Source organism: Roseovarius sp. CH_XMU1461 (assembly GCF_037027165.1).
Classification (GTDB): domain Bacteria; phylum Pseudomonadota; class Alphaproteobacteria; order Rhodobacterales; family Rhodobacteraceae; genus Roseovarius; species Roseovarius nubinhibens.
The window spans coordinates 1-22,773 of sequence record NZ_JAYMDV010000009.1 but is presented as its reverse complement, the minus strand read 5'-3'; the positions used below and the strand labels follow the sequence as shown (position 1 = coordinate 22,773).

Below are 22,773 nucleotides of genomic sequence, written 5' to 3'. Positions count from 1 at the left end.
GGGCCGTCCTCCGGTCTGTCTGTCTGTTGGAGAGATAGGGAGCCGCGCGACCAGGAAGTGGCCGCGAGGCGATGATCGCGCCTATGAGAAGAGCTTGCGCACCATCATGGTGTCGTAAGGAAGCTCCGAAACACGCCACCAGAAGTAGAGATCTTGCCGGTAGGCCGTGTAATGATCGTAAATTTCCTTAAACCGCGCATTTTCGGACGCGATCCGGCCATAGACTGTGTCCGAGGCCTCGCTCAGCGCGTTGATAACGTCGGGCGGCAGAAATTTGATCTGAGCACCGGCATCCAGCACCCGCCGCAGCGCCGCCGGGTTTTCGGCGTCGTATTTCGTCTGCATATATTCAGCCGCATGGGAAGCCGCTGCGGTCAGGATCGTCTGGTAGTGCGGCGGTAGGTCGTTCCAAAGGCCGAGATTAACGAAGGTGTGTACTGCCGCACCGCCGTCGTTCCAACCTGGCCAGTAGTAGTTCGGCGCCACGCGGGCAAAGCCGAGCTGTTCATCGTCGATCGGCGATGTGAATTTCGTACCGTCGATCGTGCCACGCTCAAGTGCTGTATAAATCTCGCCCGGTGCGATCTGCTGCGGGCTGCCCCCGGCTTCGGCAAAGACCTGCCCGGCAAGCCCGGCGATGCGCATCCGAAGACCTTGGAAATCATCCATTGAGGTGATTTCTTTACGGAACCAGCCTGCGGATTGCGCGCCAGTATTGCCCGTGAAAAGCGCGTGGACACCCTGCTCTGTAAAGAAATCTTGCATCAACTCGTTGCCGCCGCCGTTCACGAGCCAGGCCGCATGGCCGCGTACGTTCATGCCAAAGACAAGACCCGTCGCCAGCGCCCAGGTGGGATCTTGGCCGACATTGTAGAAACCTGTCGTCTGGCCAATTTCCACTGTGCCTTCTGAGACTGCATCGGCCACGCCAAGCGGCGGGACCAGTTCACCCGGACCGAACCACTGGATGTTAAAATTCCCTTCCGTCATCTCGTTGACCACGGCGCTAAAGCGTTCGGCCGAGCCATACAGCGCGATCAGGTTGCGCCCGAAGGTGGTGGGCATGCGCCATGTGATCGACGGATTGGACTGTGCAATGGCGGGTGCCGCCAGGCCTGCGGCGGCCGTGGCCCCGAGTCCCGTCAGCAACATCTGCCGCCGCCCCTTGTTGAATGTAGTCATGTTTTCCTCCCTCTTGATTTGCCCCTTTGCAGGGCGATGGATCACGCCATTTGCGAGACCAGTTTCGTATTCAAATACGACTCGATTGCCTCGAGCCCCCCCTCCGAACCGTAGCCCGAGTCCTTGACGCCACCGAACGGGAGTTCGGCGAAAGCAATGCCCCAGTGATTGATGCTGACCATGCCAGCCTGCACCCGGGTGCGTATGGCCTCGGCGCGCTCCAGCGAAGCGGTAAAGCCGAAGGCAGCAAGCCCGTAGTCCAGTCGATTGGCCTCGGTGATAGCCTCTTCGGTGGTGTCGAAAGGCGCAACAAGAACGACCGGGCCGAAGGGCTCTTCGTTCATCGCGCGCGCCATCTGCGGCACATCGACCAGAAGTGTTGGCGCGTAGAACCAGCCTTTGCCCTCTCCGGCATTGCCGCCGCATAGGCAACGCGCCCCTTGCTCTATGGCATCGGCCACCAGCGTTTTCATCGCTTCCACGCGGCGGGGATTGGCAAGCGCTCCGATGGAGGTTTCGGGCGCAATGCCCGGGCCCATATGCAGTGCCTCAATCCGCTCCTTCAGCAAGTCCACAAACCGGTCATAAACCCCGCGCTGTACCAGAAATCGTGTCGGCGCGATGCAGACCTGTCCGGCGTTGCGAAATTTGGCAGTGATCAGCACGTCAGCTGCACGCTCCAGATCGGCATCGTCAAAGACCAGCGCAGGCGCATGGCCGCCCAGTTCCATCGTGATCCGCTTCATGTGTGCGCCCGCCATGGAGGCTAGCAGCTTGCCCACGGCAGTAGACCCGGTAAAGGAGATCTTGCGCACCTTTGGGTGTGGGATAAGCGCCTCACTGACTTCCGATGGCACGCCGTAGACCACATTCACCACGCCTGCAGGCAAGCCTGCGTCGATCAGCGTCTGGATAAGGGCCGCTGGAGAGGCTGGGGTCTCTTCCGGCGGCTTGATGACAACCGCACAACCCGCCGCGAGGGCCGCGCCTAGCTTGCGCGCGGCTTGGCTCATCGGAAAATTCCAGGGGGTGAATGCGGCGACCACGCCAACGGGCTCCTTCAGTACCATGTGCAGCGATCCATCCAGGCGTGATGGTACGATACGACCGTAACTGCGGCGCGCTTCTTCGGCGAACCACTCGAAAATCTCAGCGCAAGCCATGATTTCGGCGCACGCCTCGGCCACCGGCTTGCCCTGTTCCAGCGTCATGATCGGCGCGATCTCATCCACGCGGTCCCGCAGCAGCGCCGCTGCGCCGCGCAGAACAGCGGAACGGGTCAGCGGGGTGGATTGCTTCCACGCGCCAAACGCTTTCTCAGCAGATACAACAGCGTTCTCAAGGTCTGCGGCGCTGGCCTTGGCGACATGGCCGATTGCCTCACCGGTTGCCGGGTTGATCACCGGCACGGAGGCTGCATCAGTCGCAGCTTTCCATTCGCCATCCAAGAGCAAGCCGGTGTCCGGATACGGCGTCTGTGGGAGGTCTTTCATCTCATGCAACCCTTCTCTGTTGCGCCTTATCGGCCATGGACAGGATGATCTCGGCAAAGCGGTCCGGACATTCGAGAGAGGACAGGTGCGCCGCCGGAACGATCTCAACGCGCGCATCCGATATTCCGGCGGCGATTTCCTCGGCGCGGGCGGGCGGCGTTGAAGGGTCATGTTCGCCGGCGATCACGACAGTCGGGCAGCTAACAGACGGCAAGAGCGCCGATACATCTGACGCAGCAAGAACTTCACAACAGTCCGCATAGCCCTTGGCCGGCGTCGCGGCGATCATACTGGCAATTGCCTCGGCCCTCTCAGGCCATGTTTCACGGAAAGCAGGCGTCAGCCAACGATCTAGCGTGGGTCCAACCAAATCAGCCATGCCGTCGACCCGAGCGGCTTCGGCCCGGTCGATCCACATCTGAGCTGGTGGAAAAGCGGTGGCGGTATTTGCAAGAACCATGCCGCCGAGCGCGTCTGGTTTGCGTGCGGCCAAGTTCATACCGGTCAACCCGCCAAGCGAAAGACCACAAAAGAGGAATGTCCCTTCGGAATGACGCTCTGCGATCGCCATCGCGTGGTCCGTCAAAGCCTCCAGGGTCAAGGTGCCGGAACCGTTGCTGGAGCCGCCGTGACCGGCGGTGTCATAGGTGACCGCAGTGACACGCCCGTCAAGAGCTGCAACCACCTCGTCCCACATGCTCAGGTCCGCACCGAGGGAATTGCTGAACACGACCGGAATGCCTGCACCGGAAACGCGGGTTTTAAGGGTGAAACCGTCTCTGGTTTGTAGTTTTGCTGTGCTCATGCCGCCTGATCCGATTTTGCGGCGAAGTCTTTTTTGAGCGCTGTAAAAAACTTGCCAATCAGGTGTTTGGAAACAGATTTCAGGACGCGCTGACCGACACCGGCAACCAGTCCTCCCACTTCGCCCGAGCCTTCGTAGAGAAGCTGTGTGGTGCCGGAGTCTACCGGGACCAGTTCAAACCGTGCCTTGCCGGTGCCGGTACCCAGCGAGCCGGAGCCCGACACCGTCACGTCGCAGCTTTGTGGTACAACCTTATTGCTGAGTGCAATATCGCCGCCGAAAGATCCCCGCACCGCGGTCACTTTCAGCTCCATCTCGAGCCTATAGGCGTCTTCGCCTTCCGGGATCATCTGCTTGCAGCCGGGGATACAGCGGGTCAGCACCTCTGGGTCGTTTAATGCCTCCCAGAGCGCCTCCGCGCTGGCTTCGATGGTTTCTTCGCCCTTGATCGCCAGTTCCATGGGTTCGCTCTCCCTACAAGTCCAGAAGCCGGGCTACGAGCCCGCCGTTGATCGATGTCCGCTGGGCATCAGTGAAATCATGCGCTGCGATTAAATCCAGCGGTTCCAGATCGCCGATTGGGAAGGGCATATCCGATCCCATCATCAATCGATCCGCGCCGACCGTGTCGATCAGCAGGCGCAGCGCGCCATGATCCTGCACGATGGTGTCGTAATACATGCCGCGCACCGCAACATCCGGATCGGCCAAGTTCTCGGGGTCCATCTTGTAGTTGCGGCGCAAACGGCCGAGTGCATAAGGCAACGCGGCGCCGCCGATGCCCACAACGATCTTCGCGTTGGAAAACCGCTGCACATGGCCTGCATAGATCAGTCGCGAGACGGCGATCAAAGTGTCTGTAATCCGGCCTACTGCGTTGTTCATACCGTAGTCGCCATTTCGCGCGTCACCGCTGTCGAAGACTGGGTGAATCGTGATCACGGAACCGAGCCGATGCGCCGCCTCCCAGAAAGGATCGAGGGCGCCATCATCCAGAACGCCGCCCACTCCCTTGGGCTGGGTGCCGATCATCACCCCTTTAACGCCCTGACCCGCAAGATGCTCCAGCTCTGCCGCTGCCGCCTTGCCGTCCTGTAACGGGACCGTACCCATCGGTATAAACCGGTCATCGGCCTTGCCATGAGCGATAAGCGCGTCATTGATCATGCGCGACCATATAGCGCCTTCCTCTGCTGGCAATTCGTAACCGAACATGTCCAACCATCCGGCGAATACCTGACGATCTATTCGCTGCGCATCCATCCATGCGGTCCGCTTGTCCAGATCGCTCAGCTTGCCAGCGACGGGTCTCGTAGGTTTGCCTCCAGCAAAAGCGAAGGCGACCGAGCCGTCTTTGTCGATCACCTCTGTAGAGGCAAATTCTGACCGGCGGTCGCGTACGGCCTCCAAGAGCGCGGGTGGAACGAGGTGGGCGTGCCCGTCGATAATCATGCGCGTTTCTCCTGCGCTTCGGCCACGGCGTCCCCGATATGGGTCACGCGGATGGGCAGTTTTTCAAATGAGATGTCGAGATGACGTACGGAGGCGTTGATCGCGTTGCTGACAGCCGCGGCAGCGCCCAAATAGCCGCTTTCGCCAGACCCCTTCTGACCGAATACAGTCAGCGGCGATGGCGTGACCTGATGCACGATCTCTACATGGGGGATCTCGTGGCTCGACGGGAGCAAGTAGTCCATGAAGCTCTGCGTCGCGAGGTGCCCGCCACTATCATAGACGAATTCCTCCAGCAGGGCCGCGCCGACCCCATGGGCGATGCCACCCAGGGTCATGCCTTTTACGATATGCGGATTAATGACTGTGCCGCAGTCATGACCAATGACATAGCGGCGGATATCCGGCTTGCCGATTTCCGGGTCAATCGCCACGAGGATCATGTGCAACTCGAAGCTGTGACAGGGATACATCTGCACCCGGTCGTCCTTTGGCAGAGCATCGCCCGTCGGCACCTGCATAACGTGGCTCGCCTCAAGCCCCGGAGTCATGCCGTCTGGCAAATCATGGAAACGCCGGTGGCCCATATCGACCAAATCGGACCACTCCAGCGTACCGCCAGCGCCTGTGATACGTCCGCCATCATAAACCAGCAGGTCCCGATCACTGCCCAGATCATGCGCTGCGATATCCAGCAGCTTGTCCTTGAGGGCATTGGCCGCATGGAAAGCCGCACCGCCCAACATGATCGCCATGCGACTGCCGACCGGCGTGTTCGACGGTAGGCTCGACAGGCTGTCGGGGCGCACGACGCGGATTTTGTCCGGGTCGATTTCAAGCACTTCACCAACCACTGTAGCGACAAGCGTCTCATGCCCCTGCCCTGATGACGTTGTGTGGATCGTCACGGTTACATGGCCAAGCGCATCCACATTAATCCGACAGGAATCCATCCATGTCGTCGTCTTGTTCTTGGGGTTGAGCAGCGGCTCGAACGACGAATTCCCGCCCGAAGGCTCTAGAACAGCTGCGATCCCGATGCCCGCCAGCATACCTTCGCCGCGCAATCGATCCCGTTCCGCCTTCAGCGCGTCGTAGTCTGCATGCGCTGTGACCTTCTCGGCCAACCCGTGATAATCGCCGCTGTCGTAGCGTGTGCCTGAAGGAATTTCGTAGGGAAACTGATCTGACCGGATGAAGTTGCGCAGGCGCAAGTCCAGTGGGTCAAGGCCCAGATGCGCCGCTATCCGATCCATCGCTGTCTCGATGGCATAGTTTGTCGGCGCCTGCCCGAAACCGCGCACAGCCTCCTGTGCGGCCTTGTTTGTGGTGACGGAAATCGCCTGGTACCGCACGCTCTCTATCTGATAGGGGCCGACGATGGCACCAATGGGTTTGCCCAATTGAAACGGCGCACGGCCCGCGTAGGCACCCGCGTTGTCAAGCGCACGCATCTTCATCGATCGCACGCGGCCATCATTGTCGAAGGCAACATCGACGTCGAAGATGCGGTCTGGCCCATGGGCGTCGCCGGCGCGCATATTCTCGAGCCGGTCTTCCATCAGACGCACCGGACGGCACAGCTTGCGAGCCAGGTAGCCCGCCAGAACCGTATGCTTGATCCCGCGCTTGACGCCGTAGCTGCCGCCGACATCCACGTCTTGATGCACACGCACGCCATTGGTCGGCATCCGCAGCGCACGGGAAATTTGGTCGGGGTATTTTGGCATCTGGATTGAGGCCCAGACGTCGAGGACCTCTTCCCAGGCATCCCATTTCGCGACGACACCAAAGGGTTCGATCGGCACGGTGGAATTACGTCCCCAGTGCACGCGAAAGCTCAATTCCTGATCAGCGGCGGCGAAGTGCTGATCGACGTCGCCCCAATGAAAGGTCTTGTCGAGCAGAATGTTGGAGCCGTGTGCGGGATGTACCGGCGTAGCTTCACCTGCGTAGGCCTCTTCAGGGTCAAGCACAAAACCCAGTGGCGTTACATCGACGGCAATCTTTTCTGCGGCATCCTCGGCCAACGCCCGGCTATCGGCCACCACGGCGGCGACCCATTCGCCAGCATAGCGGACTTGACCCACCGCGAGTGCAAAACGGCGGACATCGGGCGTGTCGAGGCCGTTCATCATCGGCTCAACCGATGCAGCTAGTTCTTCGCCGGTCAGCACGTAATGCACGCCGGGCATCGCCAGAGCTGCTGTTCCGTCGATCCCGTTTATTTTTGCCGCTGGATGCTGCGACGCTACAAGTGCCACATGCAGCATGCCGTCGATCTGCAAATCGCCAACATAGCGCCCTGCCCCGGCGACAAAGCGGCGATCCTCGGCCACGGTCCGGTTTTGTGAGATGTATTTGAAGGCGCGCGGTGCCTCCAGGTTGCTGCTATCGGGCATCGGCGGTCTCCTTCAGTGCAAGCGCGGAGTCTTGCCGCAAACGAGCAGCAGCCAGCGCGATAGCCTCGACGATCTGGCCATAGCCTGTGCAGCGGCAAATATTGCCGGAGATCGCCTCGACGATGTCTTCATGGGATGGGTCGGGGTTGTCACGCAGCAAGGTTTCCGCTGACAGGATCATCGCGGGCGTGCAGAAACCGCATTGCAGACCATGCGTGTCGACAAAAGCCTGCTGCAGGACACCCAAACGGCCCGGGCCGTCTGCCATGCCTTCGATCGTCTGAATGTGGTCACCTTCAGCTTGCACACCAAACATCAGGCAAGACCGTACCGCTGCGCCATTGACGATCACAGTGCACGCGCCGCAAACACCATGTTCGCAACCGGCATGCGCGCCGGTCAGGCGCAGTCTGTCGCGCAGGACATCCAGCAGGGTTTCGCGGGGCTCGACCTCCAGCGCGTGATCCTGCCCGTTGACACTTAACGTGATTTTCATACCGGTTCTCCCTTTGCGTCGATGACAGCCCGCTCCAGAACGCGCAGGCCAAGCGTCACGGCCACGCGAGACCGGTAGGCTGCGCTGGCGTGCAGATCGTCAAGCGGATCGAAATCGGCGATCTCCGCGGCAACCAAATCCCTCGCCGCCGTGGCGCTCCATATCGCCCCTTCCAGCGCAGAGAGATCTAGCGAGACGGGCCTGTCCTCTACGCCACCAAGGCCGAGAGCTACGCGATCAATGCTGCCGTCTTCGGCCAACGCTACCTGCGCGCCCGCCGCGACATAGGCATAGTCGGATTTACGAGCGCTGATCTCCTCGAACCCGATGCCAAGACGTGGCGCATCCCAGATCGGGAAGTCGACCCGCGTTAGACAGGCGCCTTCGGGCAGCGAGGTCAGCATCGGCCCGATGAAAAATTCGTCTGGTGTCATCTGCTCAACGCCGTAGGGCCCGATGAAATGAAAGGTTGCATCAAGAATAGTAGCAACAAGCGGGATCTCAGCTGAGGGGTCGGCATTCACAATAGAGCCTCCAACCGTTCCACGATGCCGCGTCGGGAGATGCCCGACATGCTGGATCGCTTCGGCCAATAAGGGCAGGCGCTTCGCAACTGTGCTAGAAAGCTCAACAGCGCGCTGACGGGTGGCTGCCCCTATCTGCAGCTCTTCGCCCCGCTCCTCGATCCCAACCAGATCGGGAATGCGCGAGATATCGACAATCTTTGAAGGTCTGGCCAGGCGCATTGCCATCATCGGCACCAGTGTCTGGCCACCTGCTATGATGCGCGCGTCGGGGTCGGCGGCGAGCGCAGCGCAAGCCTCGTCGACGCTCGCTGCGCGTATATAATCGAATGCGGCGGCCTTCATTTGGACCCTCCATCAAGAGGCAGAGCGCGAACGCGGATGGAACGTTGCTGTGCGAGAAGCGGGCCATCAAGCTCGCTCTCCACCTTGATGCTTTTCCAGCCCGGGTCGGCGCCGAAAGCGGCCCACCCGGCCTTGAGCGCATCCTCGGATGTCGCGCGGGTCAGGTAGATGAGACGTGGCGCATCGCCGTGTTCTTCCCACGCAAATACAACCGTAACCCCATGATGCGCCAACCGAGGAGCTGCCTCCTCGATAAACCGGTCGCGCATCTTCTCGAAGTTTCCGGGGGTCGATTCGTATACTTTAAACTCTTCGATCACTATGCGCGCCCTCCCAAGCCCACGACTCACCATCCAATTGAACTGTAACAATTACAGTATTTTACTGCAACAATAAGATTGAACTTATTTTTGAACTAGTGCACTCTAGCAGACAGAGGGCGCTTTGATCTATTTTGCGCCAAGTCAAGAAGGGGGGATTGATTATGAATTCAAAGCCATTAGGCGGTCGCGTTGCCGTCGTCACCGGCGCGGCACAGGGTATCGGGCGCACATACGCCATGGCCTTGGCCGAGGCTGGAGCAAGTGTCGTCGCATCGGACATCACCGATCCGGCGGAGACCGTCACAGCAATTCAAAATGCTGGTGGCACAGCTTCAGGCAAGGCCGCCGATATTACGGATGCAGCGTCCATGGCCGCGCTGATGACTTTTGTCGGCGATCAGCATGGTCGTATCGACAGCCTCATCAATAATGCGGCTTTGTTCGGTACGCTTAACATGCGCCCGTTCGATCAGATCGACCCTGCGGAATGGATGAAAGTCATGGACGTTAACGTGCGCGGCCCGTGGGAAAGCATTCGCGCCGCCCTGCCCCTTCTGCGAAAGTCAGATGCGCCGCGCGTCGTAAACATTGCGTCAGCCACTGTATTCAAGGGCACGCCAATGATGTTGCATTACGTAACGTCCAAAGGGGCTGTCGTCGCGCTGACTCGCTCCATCGCCCGCGAATTGGCGAATGACGGGATCATCTGCAACGCAATCGCTCCGGGACTGGTGATGAGTGACAACATTAAAAACCATCCGGACTGGGCCGAAGTCAAGGAATCCATCAATGCAACGCGGGCAATCAAGCGGGACATGGAACCCGATGACTTGATCGGCGCTCTGCTGTTTTTTGCAGGCGATGGCTGCGGCTTTGCAACCGGTCAGACACTCGTCGTTGACGGCGGATCAGTGATGCACTGAGCCCGCTGGCTTAAACGTAGGATAATTCTGTGGCGGAGCGGATGACCCGCTCCACCGCACCCAACGCGCAACTAAGATCTTCGTCCGTTGCAAAACCGCCAAGACAGAGCCGTAGGCCCGGTGTAATCGGATCAGGTGTCTTGGCCACCAGCGGCGGCGCAAGCGTGATGCCGTGGGCGCTGGCCGCGTTCAGTATCGACAGGAGTTGGCTGGTGTCCGGCGGCTGGACCCAGACGTGGTAACCGGCGGTCGACGTGTCAAAGGGCATGAGGCCATCCAGCAAGTCACGCGCGATGCCTGTACGACGTTTTGCCACGATCCGTTTGGCTGAAACCTGCGCATCAAAGGAGCCATCCCGAACCATGCGGGTGACGACCTCTGCCATGACCGGGGCCGCCATCCAACCCGTGGCACGCATTGCCATCGCAGCACGGTCGCGCAAGGCTTTCGGCGGCACCAATGCCCCAAGGCGCAGACCGGGCGCCAAAGACTTTGCGAAGCTGGTAATATAGAAAGATTGATCCGGGATCAGTGCGGAGATGGGTGCGACCGGTTTATCAGGCAAGAAAGCATAAGCATCATCCTCGATCAGCCAGGTTCCGCGTGATTGGAGAACTGCCGCCACAGACTCTCGGCGCTGCTGAGACATGACCGTCCCGGTTGGTGTCTGCAACGTCGGTGTTGCATAGAGCACTTTGGCCCCGCTGCGGTTTAACGTTTCGCTCAGGGCCTCGGGAAGCAAGCCATCATCGTCCACAGCGACGCCGGCCAGACTATGCCGGCCCAGTTTTGCGATGGCGGTCAGCCCTGAAAAGGTGAAAGCTTCGGTCGCAATGGGGCCGCCTTGCTCAGCGGCCAGACGCAGTGCGATGTACAGCCCGTGCTGTGCTCCCGGCGTAAGCAGCAGATCATCTGTCCCGAGGGCCAACCCGACGGAGGCGACCACCGGTGTCAGCGCAGCAGTATGGTCGGGGTGTCCGGCATGCGGGAGGTAGTCCAACAACGACGCAAGCCGGTTTTCAGCACCGATCTCAGCGAGACAACGGGCAATTTCCGAATCTTCGCCGGTTTGCGGTGGAGCGTTCAATGCAAAGTTCCAAGGGCGCGCCGATGCGGCAGCAGGCGCAGAGTTTGCTTGCGTCTGAACGTTGACGAAAGTTCCCCGCCCGACCCCGGCGGTGACAATTCCCAGTCGTTCGGCTTCGGCATAGGCACGCGACACTGTTCCGACGCTGATGTTGAGCTGCTCCGCGAGGTCCCGCTGGGGCGTAAGACGAGTCCCATGCGCGACACTCCCTTCTCGAATGTCGGCTTTAAGCGCATTTACAATCGCCTGATACAGTGGCTTCTCGTCGCCTGTGACGCTTGGCACCCATACGTTCAACGCAGCACTCCGAATTGTCCTAGATCAATTGTTAGCATCTTGGAGGAAATGCATCAATCGTATAAAGTCAAGCAGCATGCGGAAGCGATGGCCTCGTTCAGTCTGATGAAGACACGCCACCGTCGTGTGGTTAATGACGTCAGCAAAAAAAGAACGCTCGAAGCACGGCGGTTTTGCCGATTAGTTTCCAGCGAGCGGGTCGGGATCGAGACCTAGCTACGGGTTGTACTTCATAGAAAAGTGCTGGCCGCAAAGAGTTTAAATGCGATCTGGCAACTCTAGCGGAGCCTGTTCTTCAAAATCTGAGCTACTCCCCATTTTCTCGACAGCCCGCGCATTGCCAAAGTGCTATCGCGGTCGGATTTCCACTTTTCCGATCTGCGCCACCGGATCGCTTCGGTGTTTCTGGTGCTGCCACCGAACCGGATGGACGCCTACAGCCGCTGGCTGCGCCTTCTGGTGTCTCAGGCCCTTCAGGACATCGCACGGGACGCTGAGGCGTCCGTGAGGCCCCTGAGCGGCCCTTCAGACGCTCAGGGGGGCACACAGCGCCTCAAGACGCCCACGCTGTTCCTCCTGGACGAGTTTGCCGCCCTAGGCCGTCTGGAGGCCGTGGAGCGCGCCATGGGGCTGATGGCGGGCTATGGGCTGCAGCTCTGGCCCATTCTGCAGGATATGAGCCAACTCAAGGACCTCTACGGCGAACGCGCGGGCACATTCATTGCCAATGCCGGGGTGCAACAGGTCTTCGGAGTGAATGATTTTGAGACAGCCAAGTGGCTGAGCCAGATGATCGGTCAGGAAACCACCGGATTCCAGACCGACAGCTTCAAACCCGGTGATGGCCCCAGCTTCAGCAACAACCTCACGGGCCGCGATCTGCTCACCCCCGATGAAATCATGCAACTTCCCCCGGATCGTCAGCTCCTGCGCGTCCAGGGACAGGCCACCGCCGTCGCGCAAAAACTGCGCTACTACGTCGATCCTGAATTTGCCGGGCTGTTCACGCCTGAAGCCCGATAACCTGAAAGCAAACCGCCATGTCTGACACGCCCACCTCCCCTGTCCCGCTTTCAGATGACGATCTGCGCGAGACGCTCGATCTTCTCGCCACGGCGGTCGCCAGCATCTCGGACCGGGTTGATGATCAGACACGGGTGCTCGACCGGGTGAACAAGATGGCGACGGAAGCGCGCTCTGCCGCTTTCGCTGCCCAAAAGCAGACGAACCCGGAACACTATGGCGAGATTGTCGGCGCGACCATCGAGGGCAGGATCGGCGATACCCTGACCCGCGTTGGTCAAATGGCCGGTGATCTGCTCCGGGCCTCCAACCACACTCAGGAGGTTCTCAGGAAAGCAGAGGATGTCAGGTCGGACACCATGCGCCAGCTTTGGGAACGGGAACAGAAGCTGGAACGCTTCAAAAGCCGTCTTCCATGGTTTGGTCTGGGTGCTGTCGTTCTGGCTCTTGCCCTAACGGTGACGCTTCCTCGTTTCTTAGCAAGCAACGCTTCCATGTGCGCTGTCCTTGGAGCTTCTTGGACGACGACAACCACGGGCGTCGATGCCTGCGTGTTCTACCAGCGGTGAGTGTTGAGGTCATATGCCTTGAGTTTTGAAGGCTGTCGGGTAGTGGCGCATCATATTGTGGTAATGTGGGTTTGTGGGAAGAAGTTCAAGGGGAGTTAAATAGAGTTATAATAGAGTTACACTGTGGATTTTGGCCTGTAAGCATTTGTAAAATTTACCATATTCAGAACGTCTGGTGTGTGAAATGACGAATCTTGGTGTGTAGAATGACGAATCCCGGTGTGTGAAATGACGAATCCCCCAAAAGTTATCCACAGGCGCTTTGGTGTGTGAAATGACGAGTCTTGACGAGCGGTGTGTGAAATGACGATAGTAACCTATGGTGTGTGAAATGACGAATCTCGAACGTGCTCGGCGGTGTGTGAAATGACGAATTCACGCTCCCCGCTGCTGCCTGACCGTCATCCGCAAAAAGACCTGTTCGTGTGCGACATCGTGGATGCCGTCCCAAAAGGCGACATGGCCTCGATGGAACACCCGGTTTTCACCCTCTCGACTAAGCCGGACATGAAGCCTCGGCGGTATCAGAATGGCGAGAACTTCATCGAAGTGTCGCCGTCCCGGTACGGTCTGGCCACTGTGCATGACCGTGATGTGCTGATTTACTGCATCAGCCAGTGCATGGCCGCGCTCAATGAAGGGCAAACGGTTAGTCGGACGCTGCGGTTCAAGGCGCATGATTTGCTCGTAGCGACGAACCGGCAGGCTTCGGGTCAAGGCTACAAGCTGCTCAAGGACGCACTCCGACGACTGCAAGGCACGCAGATCGAAACGAATATCCGCCAGGGCGGAAAGGAGTATTTCAGGGTCTTCGGTCTCATTGAGTCTGCGGAAATCGTAAGAGAGACGCGCGACGGGCGGATGCAGGATGTCGAGATTACCCTGTCCGACTGGGTCTTCGACGCCATAGAGAACAACCACGTTCTGACGCTGAACGAGCGTGTTGCACAAATCGTTTCCGATGCGTAGCTGGTCCTTTGATTTGACTGCGGGATGCTGGGATGCCTTTCAAATTCAACGCGTCGCGGCGGGATAAGTTTGCGAAGGCAAAGTACCGTGTGACGAACTGGGCCGAATACAACGAGGCGCTCCGCCAGCGTGGTGACGTGACGGTCTGGTTCAGCGAAGACGCGGTGTCTCGGTGGTGCGCAGTGCGCTCCGGCAAGCGCGGTGGTCAACAACGATATTCTGATCTGTCGATTGAGACCTGCTTGACCTTGCGCGCCGTGTTCGGCTTACCGCTTCGCCAAACGCAGGGCTTTGTCCGCAGTCTGCTGCGGCTCATGCAGACGGACCTCCCCGTGCCGGATTTTTCGACGCTTTGCCGGCGTGCGCCATCGCTTCAGATCGCGCCCGACACCCGGACAGCCAGTGGTCCGATCGCGCTGGTTGTGGACAGCACAGGGCTGCGTGTCCACGGTGGCCGCGAGTGGATGCGTGAGAAGCACGGGCTGCCGAAGGCCCGCAAGATATGGCGCAAGCTGCATATCGGCTACGATCTGGAGAGCGGCGAGCTTGTGGCGTCCTGCCTGACACCCCAGCAGGTCGGGGACACCGGCGCTCTGCCCGACCTTCTTGCCGAGGTGTCCGGTCCGGTGCGCCGTTTCATCGGTGACGGGGCTTATGATGGTGTACCAACCGCCGCGACCATCCGGCACGCGTTTGGCCCGGATGTCGAGCTGATTATTCCGCCGCCGAAGAACGCCGTTCCCGGAGATTGCCAGGCACGTAACGCCCATATCGGCATGATAACCGAAACTGGCCGAATGGCATGGCAGAAGGCCACCGGTTATGGTCAGAGATCGCGCGGCGAGGCCCAGATCGGGCGATACAAACAGGTCATCGGACTGGAACTGCGCAGCCGCAACATGGAGACCCAGACAACCGAAGCCCGCATCGCTGTCAACGCCCTCAACCGCATGACCCGTCTCGGTCGTGCGGCCTATGAGCGTGTCGCATAACGAACCGGGGAAAGGGGCAAATGCGGCCCAACCGCTATTCGTGCAACGCGGTCTGGCGGACCCTACTCTTACGAAGAATTTCTCGACGCGCTGACCGACAAACACCACCCGGAACATCGTGAAACAAAGCAATGGGCCGGCGCGTTCGAACCGGAAGTGTTCAGCGCGCAGCAAGCCAATGCTGCCGTCGGTGCGATGTTTGTATGGGCAAAAGAACGCCACAATCGAAAGTGAATCCTGACTCTGGTTTGGCGCAGCTGCTTCGACATGGGCACAAAGCTCCAACTTTTCGATCCGAATGGCCGGGTGGCTTTTCAGCTATTCGAGGGCATCCACGCTCTGCTTTGCTGGTAAGCTTCCGAGCCGACAACCACCAGCTTCTTTGAGAATTTCAGAATTTGTCGATCCTTGACGGACTATCTCACAGGTTTTCACAGAAACAAGTGGCGCCCTCTTTAAAAATACATCATTGTGTCGTATATGAGTGGACAAGAACACGAAAAACTAAAGAGTCTTCTTGAGGCTGTCCCCACGGGGTTCCTCGTGGACTCCGTCTGGCTTGAGCACCACGGGATAGGCCGGCGTTCGTCCTACGCCTATGTCCAACGCGGCTGGCTGGAACGCCTTGGCCGCGGCGTCTTCCGCCGCCCCTCACCAAGCAGCGCCACCACGAAGACCCTCGACTGGAAGACCTGCCTGCTCTCGCTCCAGCACATCATGCGCTACCCTGTCCACATCGGGGGCGCGACGGCATTGGGCCTGCAAGGCTATGCGCACTATCTCTCCCTCGGCGACAAAAGCACGGTCTGGCTCTACGGCTCAAAAATCCCCAACTGGCTCGAAAAACTGCCGCTCAACGCCGAACTCCGCACACGCAGCGTATCGCTGATCACCGATCCAGAGTTGGGTGTCAATGACGCGCGAGATAATCTCAACGAGACAGCATCGTCCCTGCCATGGGACTGGAAACTGGTGATGTCCTCGCCAGAACGCGCGATCCTCGAAGCGCTGGACGAGTTGCCGGATCAGGAGAGCTTTCACAACCTCGACATGGCGTTCGAAAGCCTGACTACGTTGCGCCCGAGAACCCTCTCGGCACTGCTCAGAAGTTGTAAGAAGATCAAGGTCAAACGCCTGTTCTTCGTGTTCGCCGACCGCCACGACCATGCCTGGCGCAAGCGTCTCGATCCGGAAGAGTTCGACCTCGGCAGCGGGGATCGCGCATTGGTCAAAGGCGGCAAGATACATCCGCGCTACAGGATCATGGTGCCCGAAGAGTTTGTCAGAAAGGAACGTGGTGATGGCGCGTGAAGACTATGCCGCCCAAGTGGCGCTGCTCGTGCGGATACTCCCATATGTCGCCAAGGAGGAAATATTTGCTCTCAAGGGCGGGACGGCCATCAACCTCTTCTATCGCGACCTTCCGCGCCTCTCGGTCGATATCGATTTGACCTATTTGCCTGTCAAAGACCGCGCCGAAAGCCTCGCTGAGATCAACGACGCGATGGACCGGATTGCCGCTGCCATCGAAGGCGGCATCACCGGCGCCAAAGCGCAGCGTATTGCGGGCGGTGGCGGAGGCGCCACACGCGCGCTCGCACGCCTCGGCGCAGCCGAAATCAAGATCGAAACCTCCCCCGTCACCCGCGGCGTCGTGCATGATCCGGAACAACGCGAAGTCTCGGAAGCCGTCGAAGAAGAGTTCGGATACGCGACGATCAACATCGTCTCCTTCGAAGATTTGTTCGGCGGTAAGCTACATGCGGCCGTCGATCGCCAGCACCCGCGGGATCTCTATGACGTCAAGCTGCTCTACGAGAACGAAGGGTTTACCGACGCGTTGTTCCGCACCTTTCTGATCTACGTCGCGAGTTCACCACGCCCGCCGCACGAACTGCTGAACCCAAACCTGATCGATCTGGATCAACCCTATGCGCGAGAATTCGAAGGCATGACGAAGGAAGCGGTCGACCTTGCGGAATTGGTCGCAACGCGCGACCGCCTGATTGGGGACATCCAATCTCGCATGGATGAAAACGCGAAGAGGTTTCTGAGAACCCTGCATGAAGGCGATCCTGACTTCGACGCGATCGACCGCCCACAAGCGGCCGAGCTTCCAGCGGTCAGATGGAAGCTGATCAACGTGAACAAGCTGAAAGCAGAGAACCCCGAGAAGCACGCCGCCCAAGGCGAAGAGTTAGAAAAGCTCCTCGGCTGATGATGGATGATAGATGACTGATTTTGAGAACGATCCCGACTATGAAGAATGCCTTGTGACCTTTTTTGATGTCCTCGGCTTCCGGAACCTTCTGCACACGAGAAGCGGCGCGGAGATCAGGCACTTGCTTTCGATGTTTCGTCGGGTATCCGAAGGGGATGCCACGCCACCGACCCGTTCCGATGAAATGCGGATGATCAGCGAAGTCCATGCCGAGATTGTGTCTGATGCGATCGTCAGAACCAGAACCATTGAAACTCAGTACCAGGCCGGTCCTTTGGTCTGGGAACTCATCGATTTGCTGCACATCCAGATCGAATGCGTGGCAAATGGCATATTAGTGCGCGGCGCGATGACGATCGGCCCCATGCATCTCGGCATCGACTTCAGTGGTCCGGTGTTTGGGCCTGCCCTCGTTCAGGCTTATTTCATGGAAGAAGGCGAGGTCATCTTCCCGCGCATTGCGATCCATGAAGATGTCATCGAACGCCACCGGCAGGACCAAACGCTCTGGCGGGAAGGACATTCTTATGAGGATGAAGAGCGTCACCTGAACAACCTCCTGCGCCAGGACGAGTCAGGCCTCCACTACATCGACTATCTTCGCGCCAGTCTCAGCGAGCTCGACGGCGAATACGCCGGCTGGATCGAGTTTCTGGGTAGGCACAAAACGTTGGTGGAGACCGGTCTCGCCGACAGTCCCAACGCGACGGTGCGGCGCAAATACAGCTGGCTCAAGAACTACCACAACGCAGTCATCGACGAGAACCTGGCAAACCTGGAACCGGGCGCGATGACCGAGGATGGGGACCCTTGGGAAGCTCTGTTCAGAGGGCTCAGGATCGAAGCCTGAGTTGTCTCAACAAGTCACGATTGGGAGTGTCACGAAATGTCCACGACATGCCTCACCGTTTGGCCAACAAGGGGATCGCCAGCCCGCCACCATACCTATGACCCGCCATCCAGACCTGCGTCCTCCAACTGCTCCCGCTCTGGCAGATCCGCGAGAGTCTCCAGATCAAACGCCACGAGGAACTGCTCGGTCGTCACAAACGTATAGGGCGCGCCGCGGCGGGGGGATCGTGGCCCGGTGCCGATGAGCTCTCGCGCATGCAGCCGGCCGATCAGCTCGCGGCTGATCTCCTTGCCAAAGATGTCCCTGAGCCCATCGCGGGTGATCGGCTGGTGATAGGCGATGGCTGCCAGAACGGCGATGTCGAATTCATTCAGATCGACGCGCTGAGCGCCCACATCCGCCGCCGCACGGATTGCCGGCGCATAGGCCGGTCGCGTCCGCAACATCCAAGCGTCAGCGACGCAGGCAATTTCATAAGGACGATCGGTCAATACTTCCGCCAGATCCCCGATGAGCAGATCGACCGAGGCCCCCTGCCCCACCACCCGCGCCAGATCCTCGCGCGGCACCGGGGTCGCAGAGGCAAAGAGCACCGCCTCGATCCGCCGCATCCATTCCCGCCAGCGCAGCTGTCACTGTACCCTAATTAATCGGAATCTGCGGATTCGGTGTATTTTGGGGAGTTTCTGTACCCTTAATTACAATATGTCCACAGGCCACGCGCGTCAGGATTTGTCACCATCAGGTCGCCTCCAAATGGTATCGGCGCGCATAAGAAGCGCATGACGATTTGCGTCGTGTCCAAGCTCTGAGATGGCCTGACGAGCTGCCTGCAAAGCGCTCTCCGATGCATTTGAGCGGCACGATCTATATGTTTCATGCCCGGTCGGATGCGCGATTTCACAAAGTTCAGGAAGCCGTCGATCGAGGTCCTGCGTCATTGCGCGGATGCGCTCTATCACCCGACGATGTTGAGGAAAGACGCGGCGCAACTCCTGGGCCGCCCCGTCGTTTCCTCGCAGGATGATGGCGGCACCCAACAAGGGATGGGTCGTGCCGACATTGACCGCGGCAAGAGCCAGTAACCTTTCATGCTCGTTCTTGGAGGTGAGTGACCCCAGATGCCCAGTCCCCAGCACTGTCATGAGATGCAGGGTCAAATCTATCCGACGCAACCGTCTGTGATCGTTGTTCGCAACAGCTGCCCTCAGAGCTTCCGAGCCGCGTACAGCTCGAGCACGTAGTCTGCCTGAGATACCTTTGACTGGATACTTGGCTACGAGGGCTTGACCGCAGGTTTCGCAGGTCATCGACCACGCGAAGCGCCAATGACGAAGAGTGAGACCGGGCGTTTGCTCCGCGCACCCCGGACAATGCTGGAAGCAATGCAGCGACACGTATCGCACGGCATGATGCGTCGCATCCGGAAGGGTCATGGCGGCAATCTCATGCCGGGTCCGTTGAACTGCCGAGCAGAGGCGGACCCAGTCCACCTGTCCGAGATCGTTGATACGCTCCGGCACCCTGCCCTGCCCCAATCCGAGATAGCCGCAAAGTTCTTCAGCGGAGCAGTGATTGGCCTTCGCCAATCGCCCGATCCAGCTGGACAGAAGCTCATCGTGACTGGGTGGAGGTCGAAACGGTAGCGGTCTGACAGTCACCCGAATGCAGCGGCGGGCTGGCGAGGGATGTTCCAGGCGTGCTTCGTCCAAACCGGTTGCCAGGCTTGAACCGCTTCGTCGGTAATCCGCTCTTCTCCGGTCTCGATCGCATCGATCGCCAGGGACTTGATCATGATGAACACGCGCGAGGTCACGCCCCCGGTAACCTTCAGTATCGACCGAAGCGACGCCACAGTAAGGCCGGACCGCTGCTCGAGTGCCATCGCGGCAATCAACGTCTGGATCAGACGGGAGAACTCCACGTCGTCCTCCCAGAGCGGCAGGTAGTGTTCGTCCAGCCGACGGGCCAGTTGGTCGTCGCCGCGGACGGCCTCGAGGGCCTCGTTGACACCGAAGACGACAAGCGACGCGCAGAGATCGTTGGACAGGAACCGTAGCATGTTCAGGAACCGGCGTTGCTCCCGGTAACTGCCGGCAAGCAGGTTATGCACTTCGTCTATCATCAGCATTTTCAGGTGCATGTCTCGAAGATGGCTGAGCGCGCGCACCTCAAGTTCGGACACCGTGTGACGCCCCCACATCGGCGCGCCGATCGTCGACAGGATGTGTTGATAGAACCGGCGCTCATCCGGCGCGGGCGGCGCCTGAACCAGCAGGATGGGTGTCTTCGTGACGCCCAGATCGGCATTGTACTGCGTGGGATACTTGCTGGCCATGCGTTTGGCGATCATCGTCTTGCCGATGCCAGAACTCCCATAGACCATTAGGCCAGGCATCCGGCTCTGTTGCGGCATTTCCATGAGGGAGGTCAATCGGTTGAGAACAATCGTGGCACGGTCGAACGCGATCCAATGATCGCCGCGGATACGGTCAATTCTTTCTTCTGGGGTCATTAAACTCATCAATCTCATAGGTTGGCAGATCAGGGTTGCCCGTGTCGATCGCGAACATTTCGCGCGATGGATCGCGGCGCGGTTGGTGCCGCGGAAGCCGAGCACCTCGTTCGTTTTCCAGCCGGGCAGTCCGCGTCTTCTGGCGCGCCGCCTCAGCTAGCCGCCGTTGCGCGTCAATCAATTGGAATAGGACCCGCTCGTTGATCCGGCCACCATGTTTGTCCTGCCAATCTTTTCGCGCCCGCCGACTTTCCCAAAGCGATATCCGCGGGTGGCTGAGATCCCGGTAGCGCGCCGAGATTACGCGGCCATCATCGGTGATGACCCAGACCTGCGACAAGTCTCGCGGATCGTATTTCACCTGTACCTTACCCTGCCCGCGTCCAACCAACGACGCGAAGGCATCACTCCAGTAATTGACCCCGAAGAGCGTGATCCCGGTGCGCCCGAGCTGGCGCCACTCGAAGGGCAGGAAGCTTGTCCGAAAGGCTTCTATGTCGACAACCTGCCGTCCCGCAGTATCCCCGCCCATCTCCGCCCATGCTGCAAGCGGCGTTCGTCCGAGAGCTTCGTGAACCGTATTGTGGTATCGGCAGATTTCCAAATGAAGCCAATCCTCAAACTCGGTCAGTGTCAGGGCCGCATGCTTCTCACTGTCATAGTCGCCCTTTTCGACGATTGAGGAATGTGTAGTCCCGGGCAGCACATGAACGGCGCCCATGGTCGTCCCGATCAAGCGCTCGACATGACCACCGTAGTGTTTGCCGCCAAGCGGACGATAGTCGATAGAAATGCCCCAATCTTCGCAGGCCATTTTGAAGGCGTCGCTGTGGAACTCCTGCGCATTGTCAACGTGGATCGCCTTCGGAATGCCCGCCGTCGGCCAACCCACCTCTTCCAGTGTCCCTGGCACGTGCACCGATTTCCGGCGCACGCAATGATCGAGACATAGGGCGATCGACAAGACAGATGGCTCGTCGAAAGTGACATGGACCCCGAGAACGATCCGGGTCGCAACATCAATCGCAACCGTCAGATAGGGGCGCGCAAGCGGCCGTCTATTGACTTGGTCGACTAACGTGATGTCCGAAATCGTATGATCGATCTGAACGACTTCTAGCGGGGCTGAAACTTCCAGTCGGCCAGGACGCGCGGCAAAGACCTTGTCAGCCTCCTGCGCCCCGCGCCGTTTCCGGAAGACCTCTCGTTGATCCATAGCGTCTAAACGGGCTTTGACCGTTCTCCGGGTCGGGGGCTGAAACCCCTTCGCCTCGCACTCGGCACGGATCTCACGCCAGATGCGAAGAAAGCTCGAGCGCTCGCGGACCAGATAGTATCTTTGCAGGCTCTCATCGATGATGATTTCGACGTCTTCAGCAATCCGTCTCGATCCCGGTTTCGGCCCTCGACGTTCCAACTCCAACGCAGTGGCACGTGCATCGTTCTCTCTGAGACGCCGGTAGAGCGACCAGGTGTGGCTCTTTGCCAAACCCAATTCCCAGGCGGCATCACCGATAGCGGCGCTGATCGGCTCGCCTCGCTTCTCAAGCTCCAGGATCGGCCGAAGAACCGCTGCACGGTGTTTCGCAATACGCTCGTTTGCCACTCAAATCCCCCGCCCCAATAGGCCGACACTTATCCACAACTCAGACCGTACGGCAATTAAGGGTACAGTATGGTAATTAACGGTACAATATGAAAATTAAGGGTACAAACCACCATTGATTTCATAGGATAATTTCAGACACGATTCTGATTAATTAGGGAACAGTGACACCGGGATCGGCTGGTACGTAATCGCACGGGCCTCATGAACCAGGCGCGCGCGTTTTGCATCGAGTATGGTTTGGCGATGCGCACTGGCGCTGGTGGCTTTCATTCAGACATCCGCCGCCATCTCGGCAATGAAGAGAATGATCTGTCGGGTGCGATGCGCACCTTGCTCACCAGTTTGTTGGACGATCTCGATCAATTGGAACGCCGTATCGCCGAGCTGTCTAAAGAAATTGAAGCTATTGCGCATAGCGATGAGACGATCAAACGCCTGCTCACGATCCCCGGTATCGGACCACTCGGTGCGACAGCACTTGTTGCAGCGGCGGGAGACGGCAAACAGTTCAAGAAGGCGCGAGACATGGCAGCGTGGCTTGGCCTCGTTCCGGCTGAACATTCATCAGGCGGCAAACAAAACCTGCTTGGCATCAGCAAACGTGGGAACGGATATGGGCTCTGTTGCACAAATCGCGTGAGGGATTCATTTCGTGAATCCAGCGTGGTAGCTGCGATGCATGAGTAGACCCAC

23 protein-coding genes and 1 pseudogene are annotated in these 22,773 nt (G+C 59.1%); 10 read left to right on the top strand and 14 right to left on the bottom strand.

Annotated features, from left to right (window positions below):
* Window positions 1-81: 81 nt before the first annotated feature.
* From WA237_RS17060 to WA237_RS17020, 9 genes are read right to left on the bottom strand one after another with little or no spacing between them, the layout of a single operon-like run.
* Complete coding sequence (locus WA237_RS17060) at window positions 82-1,182, bottom strand: TRAP transporter substrate-binding protein (protein ID WP_336099069.1); 1,101 nt, start codon at window positions 1,180-1,182, stop codon at window positions 82-84.
* Between the two features lie 41 nt (window positions 1,183-1,223).
* Window positions 1,224-2,675 (bottom strand): NAD-dependent succinate-semialdehyde dehydrogenase, encoded by a 1,452-nt coding sequence (locus tag WA237_RS17055; RefSeq protein ID WP_336099066.1) that lies wholly within the window; start codon window positions 2,673-2,675, stop codon window positions 1,224-1,226.
* Window position 2,676: 1 nt separating this feature from the next.
* Entirely contained in the window at window positions 2,677-3,480 is an 804-nt protein-coding gene (locus tag WA237_RS17050) for an alpha/beta fold hydrolase (RefSeq protein WP_336099064.1), read from the bottom strand.
* Window positions 3,477-3,941 (bottom strand): CoxG family protein, encoded by a 465-nt coding sequence (locus WA237_RS17045; protein ID WP_336099061.1) that lies wholly within the window; start codon window positions 3,939-3,941, stop codon window positions 3,477-3,479. Before WA237_RS17045 ends, WA237_RS17050 begins: the two co-directional genes overlap by 4 nt.
* Window positions 3,942-3,954: 13 nt before the next feature.
* Complete coding sequence (locus tag WA237_RS17040; RefSeq protein ID WP_336099058.1) at window positions 3,955-4,932, bottom strand: amidohydrolase family protein; 978 nt, start codon at window positions 4,930-4,932, stop codon at window positions 3,955-3,957.
* The gene (locus tag WA237_RS17035) at window positions 4,929-7,334 is read right to left on the bottom strand and encodes a xanthine dehydrogenase family protein molybdopterin-binding subunit (protein WP_336099056.1); all 2,406 of its coding nucleotides are present in this window, start codon (window positions 7,332-7,334) and stop codon (window positions 4,929-4,931) included. Before WA237_RS17035 ends, WA237_RS17040 begins: the two co-directional genes overlap by 4 nt.
* Window positions 7,324-7,830 carry a (2Fe-2S)-binding protein gene (locus tag WA237_RS17030; protein ID WP_336099055.1) on the bottom strand — a complete coding sequence of 169 codons (507 nt, stop codon included), beginning with the start codon at window positions 7,828-7,830 and terminating at the stop codon, window positions 7,324-7,326. Before WA237_RS17030 ends, WA237_RS17035 begins: the two co-directional genes overlap by 11 nt.
* On the bottom strand, window positions 7,827-8,699 hold the full coding sequence (locus WA237_RS17025) for an FAD binding domain-containing protein (RefSeq protein ID WP_336099053.1): 873 nt from the start codon (window positions 8,697-8,699) through the stop codon (window positions 7,827-7,829). The genes WA237_RS17030 and WA237_RS17025 overlap by 4 nt, the downstream gene beginning before the upstream one ends.
* Window positions 8,696-9,019 (bottom strand): NIPSNAP family protein, encoded by a 324-nt coding sequence (locus WA237_RS17020; RefSeq protein ID WP_336099052.1) that lies wholly within the window; start codon window positions 9,017-9,019, stop codon window positions 8,696-8,698. Before WA237_RS17020 ends, WA237_RS17025 begins: the two co-directional genes overlap by 4 nt.
* A 164-nt stretch (window positions 9,020-9,183) precedes the next feature.
* On the opposite strand from WA237_RS17020, the gene WA237_RS17015 reads away from it, so the two are divergent.
* Window positions 9,184-9,945, top strand: a complete 762-nt coding sequence (locus WA237_RS17015) for an SDR family NAD(P)-dependent oxidoreductase (protein ID WP_336099051.1) — start codon at window positions 9,184-9,186, stop codon at window positions 9,943-9,945.
* 10 nt (window positions 9,946-9,955) lie between these two features.
* Here the strand turns inward: WA237_RS17015 and WA237_RS17010 are convergent, their stop codons facing one another.
* Window positions 9,956-11,329: an aminotransferase-like domain-containing protein gene (locus WA237_RS17010; RefSeq protein ID WP_336099050.1), complete on the bottom strand. Its 1,374-nt coding sequence runs from the start codon at window positions 11,327-11,329 to the stop codon at window positions 9,956-9,958.
* Between the two features lie 333 nt (window positions 11,330-11,662).
* Here WA237_RS17010 and WA237_RS17005 point away from each other — a divergent pair.
* From WA237_RS17005 to WA237_RS16970, 8 genes and pseudogenes are all read left to right on the top strand, one after another.
* Window positions 11,663-12,352, top strand: a pseudogene (locus WA237_RS17005) (type IV secretory system conjugative DNA transfer family protein); the annotation flags it as partial.
* Window positions 12,353-12,369: 17 nt separating this feature from the next.
* The gene (locus WA237_RS17000; protein WP_336099048.1) at window positions 12,370-12,921 is read left to right on the top strand and encodes a hypothetical protein; all 552 of its coding nucleotides are present in this window, start codon (window positions 12,370-12,372) and stop codon (window positions 12,919-12,921) included.
* 366 nt (window positions 12,922-13,287) lie between these two features.
* A complete protein-coding gene (locus WA237_RS16995) occupies window positions 13,288-13,890 on the top strand; it encodes a replication initiator protein A (RefSeq protein WP_336099046.1) in 603 nt (200 codons plus the stop codon).
* A 32-nt stretch (window positions 13,891-13,922) separates the two neighbouring features.
* Entirely contained in the window at window positions 13,923-14,882 is a 960-nt protein-coding gene (locus WA237_RS16990; protein ID WP_336099044.1) for an IS5 family transposase, read from the top strand.
* 36 nt (window positions 14,883-14,918) lie between these two features.
* Entirely contained in the window at window positions 14,919-15,116 is a 198-nt protein-coding gene (locus WA237_RS16985; RefSeq protein ID WP_336099177.1) for an IS1096 element passenger TnpR family protein, read from the top strand.
* Between the two features lie 246 nt (window positions 15,117-15,362).
* Window positions 15,363-16,193: a type IV toxin-antitoxin system AbiEi family antitoxin domain-containing protein gene (locus WA237_RS16980; protein ID WP_336099043.1), complete on the top strand. Its 831-nt coding sequence runs from the start codon at window positions 15,363-15,365 to the stop codon at window positions 16,191-16,193.
* Window positions 16,183-17,100, top strand: a complete 918-nt coding sequence (locus tag WA237_RS16975) for a nucleotidyl transferase AbiEii/AbiGii toxin family protein (RefSeq protein ID WP_336099041.1) — start codon at window positions 16,183-16,185, stop codon at window positions 17,098-17,100. Before WA237_RS16980 ends, WA237_RS16975 begins: the two co-directional genes overlap by 11 nt.
* Before the next feature lie 13 nt (window positions 17,101-17,113).
* Complete coding sequence (locus WA237_RS16970; protein WP_336099039.1) at window positions 17,114-17,953, top strand: hypothetical protein; 840 nt, start codon at window positions 17,114-17,116, stop codon at window positions 17,951-17,953.
* A 95-nt stretch (window positions 17,954-18,048) separates the two neighbouring features.
* Here WA237_RS16970 and scpB read toward each other — a convergent pair whose 3' ends face one another.
* The 4 genes from scpB to WA237_RS16950 all read right to left on the bottom strand — a co-directional run bounded on the left by scpB (window position 18,049) and on the right by WA237_RS16950 (window position 22,077).
* The gene (gene scpB, locus WA237_RS16965) at window positions 18,049-18,567 is read right to left on the bottom strand and encodes an SMC-Scp complex subunit ScpB (protein ID WP_336099037.1); all 519 of its coding nucleotides are present in this window, start codon (window positions 18,565-18,567) and stop codon (window positions 18,049-18,051) included.
* A gap of 114 nt (window positions 18,568-18,681) precedes the next feature.
* On the bottom strand, window positions 18,682-19,617 hold the full coding sequence (locus WA237_RS16960) for a TniQ family protein (RefSeq protein WP_336099175.1): 936 nt from the start codon (window positions 19,615-19,617) through the stop codon (window positions 18,682-18,684).
* A complete protein-coding gene (locus WA237_RS16955; RefSeq protein WP_286907413.1) occupies window positions 19,614-20,471 on the bottom strand; it encodes a TniB family NTP-binding protein in 858 nt (285 codons plus the stop codon). The genes WA237_RS16960 and WA237_RS16955 overlap by 4 nt, the downstream gene beginning before the upstream one ends.
* Entirely contained in the window at window positions 20,449-22,077 is a 1,629-nt protein-coding gene (locus tag WA237_RS16950; RefSeq protein ID WP_286907415.1) for a transposase family protein, read from the bottom strand. The genes WA237_RS16955 and WA237_RS16950 overlap by 23 nt, the downstream gene beginning before the upstream one ends.
* Window positions 22,078-22,257: 180 nt before the next feature.
* On the opposite strand from WA237_RS16950, the gene WA237_RS16945 reads away from it, so the two are divergent.
* Window positions 22,258-22,767, top strand: a complete 510-nt coding sequence (locus WA237_RS16945) for a transposase (protein ID WP_336099173.1) — start codon at window positions 22,258-22,260, stop codon at window positions 22,765-22,767.
* Window positions 22,768-22,773: the final 6 nt, after the last annotated feature.

Bases quoted from the DNA above. Each gene is read 5' to 3' on its own strand.
- WA237_RS16970 (WP_336099039.1), top strand. From the start codon at position 17,114: ATGACTGATTTTGAGAACGATCCCGACTATGAAGAATGCCTTGTGACC.
- WA237_RS17025 (WP_336099053.1), bottom strand. From the start codon at position 8,699: ATGAAGGCCGCCGCATTCGATTATATACGCGCAGCGAGCGTCGACGAG.
- WA237_RS17015 (WP_336099051.1), top strand. From the start codon at position 9,184: ATGAATTCAAAGCCATTAGGCGGTCGCGTTGCCGTCGTCACCGGCGCG.
- WA237_RS16990 (WP_336099044.1), top strand. From the start codon at position 13,923: ATGCCTTTCAAATTCAACGCGTCGCGGCGGGATAAGTTTGCGAAGGCA.
- WA237_RS16980 (WP_336099043.1), top strand. From the start codon at position 15,363: ATGAGTGGACAAGAACACGAAAAACTAAAGAGTCTTCTTGAGGCTGTC.
- WA237_RS17030 (WP_336099055.1), bottom strand. From the start codon at position 7,830: ATGAAAATCACGTTAAGTGTCAACGGGCAGGATCACGCGCTGGAGGTC.
- WA237_RS16995 (WP_336099046.1), top strand. From the start codon at position 13,288: ATGACGAATTCACGCTCCCCGCTGCTGCCTGACCGTCATCCGCAAAAA.
- scpB (WP_336099037.1), bottom strand. From the start codon at position 18,567: ATGCGGCGGATCGAGGCGGTGCTCTTTGCCTCTGCGACCCCGGTGCCG.
- WA237_RS17055 (WP_336099066.1), bottom strand. From the start codon at position 2,675: ATGAAAGACCTCCCACAGACGCCGTATCCGGACACCGGCTTGCTCTTG.
- WA237_RS17050 (WP_336099064.1), bottom strand. From the start codon at position 3,480: ATGAGCACAGCAAAACTACAAACCAGAGACGGTTTCACCCTTAAAACC.
- WA237_RS16975 (WP_336099041.1), top strand. From the start codon at position 16,183: ATGGCGCGTGAAGACTATGCCGCCCAAGTGGCGCTGCTCGTGCGGATA.
- WA237_RS16955 (WP_286907413.1), bottom strand. From the start codon at position 20,471: ATGACCCCAGAAGAAAGAATTGACCGTATCCGCGGCGATCATTGGATC.
- WA237_RS17000 (WP_336099048.1), top strand. From the start codon at position 12,370: ATGTCTGACACGCCCACCTCCCCTGTCCCGCTTTCAGATGACGATCTG.
- WA237_RS17040 (WP_336099058.1), bottom strand. From the start codon at position 4,932: ATGATTATCGACGGGCACGCCCACCTCGTTCCACCCGCGCTCTTGGAG.
- WA237_RS17060 (WP_336099069.1), bottom strand. From the start codon at position 1,182: ATGACTACATTCAACAAGGGGCGGCGGCAGATGTTGCTGACGGGACTC.
- WA237_RS17045 (WP_336099061.1), bottom strand. From the start codon at position 3,941: ATGGAACTGGCGATCAAGGGCGAAGAAACCATCGAAGCCAGCGCGGAG.
- WA237_RS17035 (WP_336099056.1), bottom strand. From the start codon at position 7,334: ATGCCCGATAGCAGCAACCTGGAGGCACCGCGCGCCTTCAAATACATC.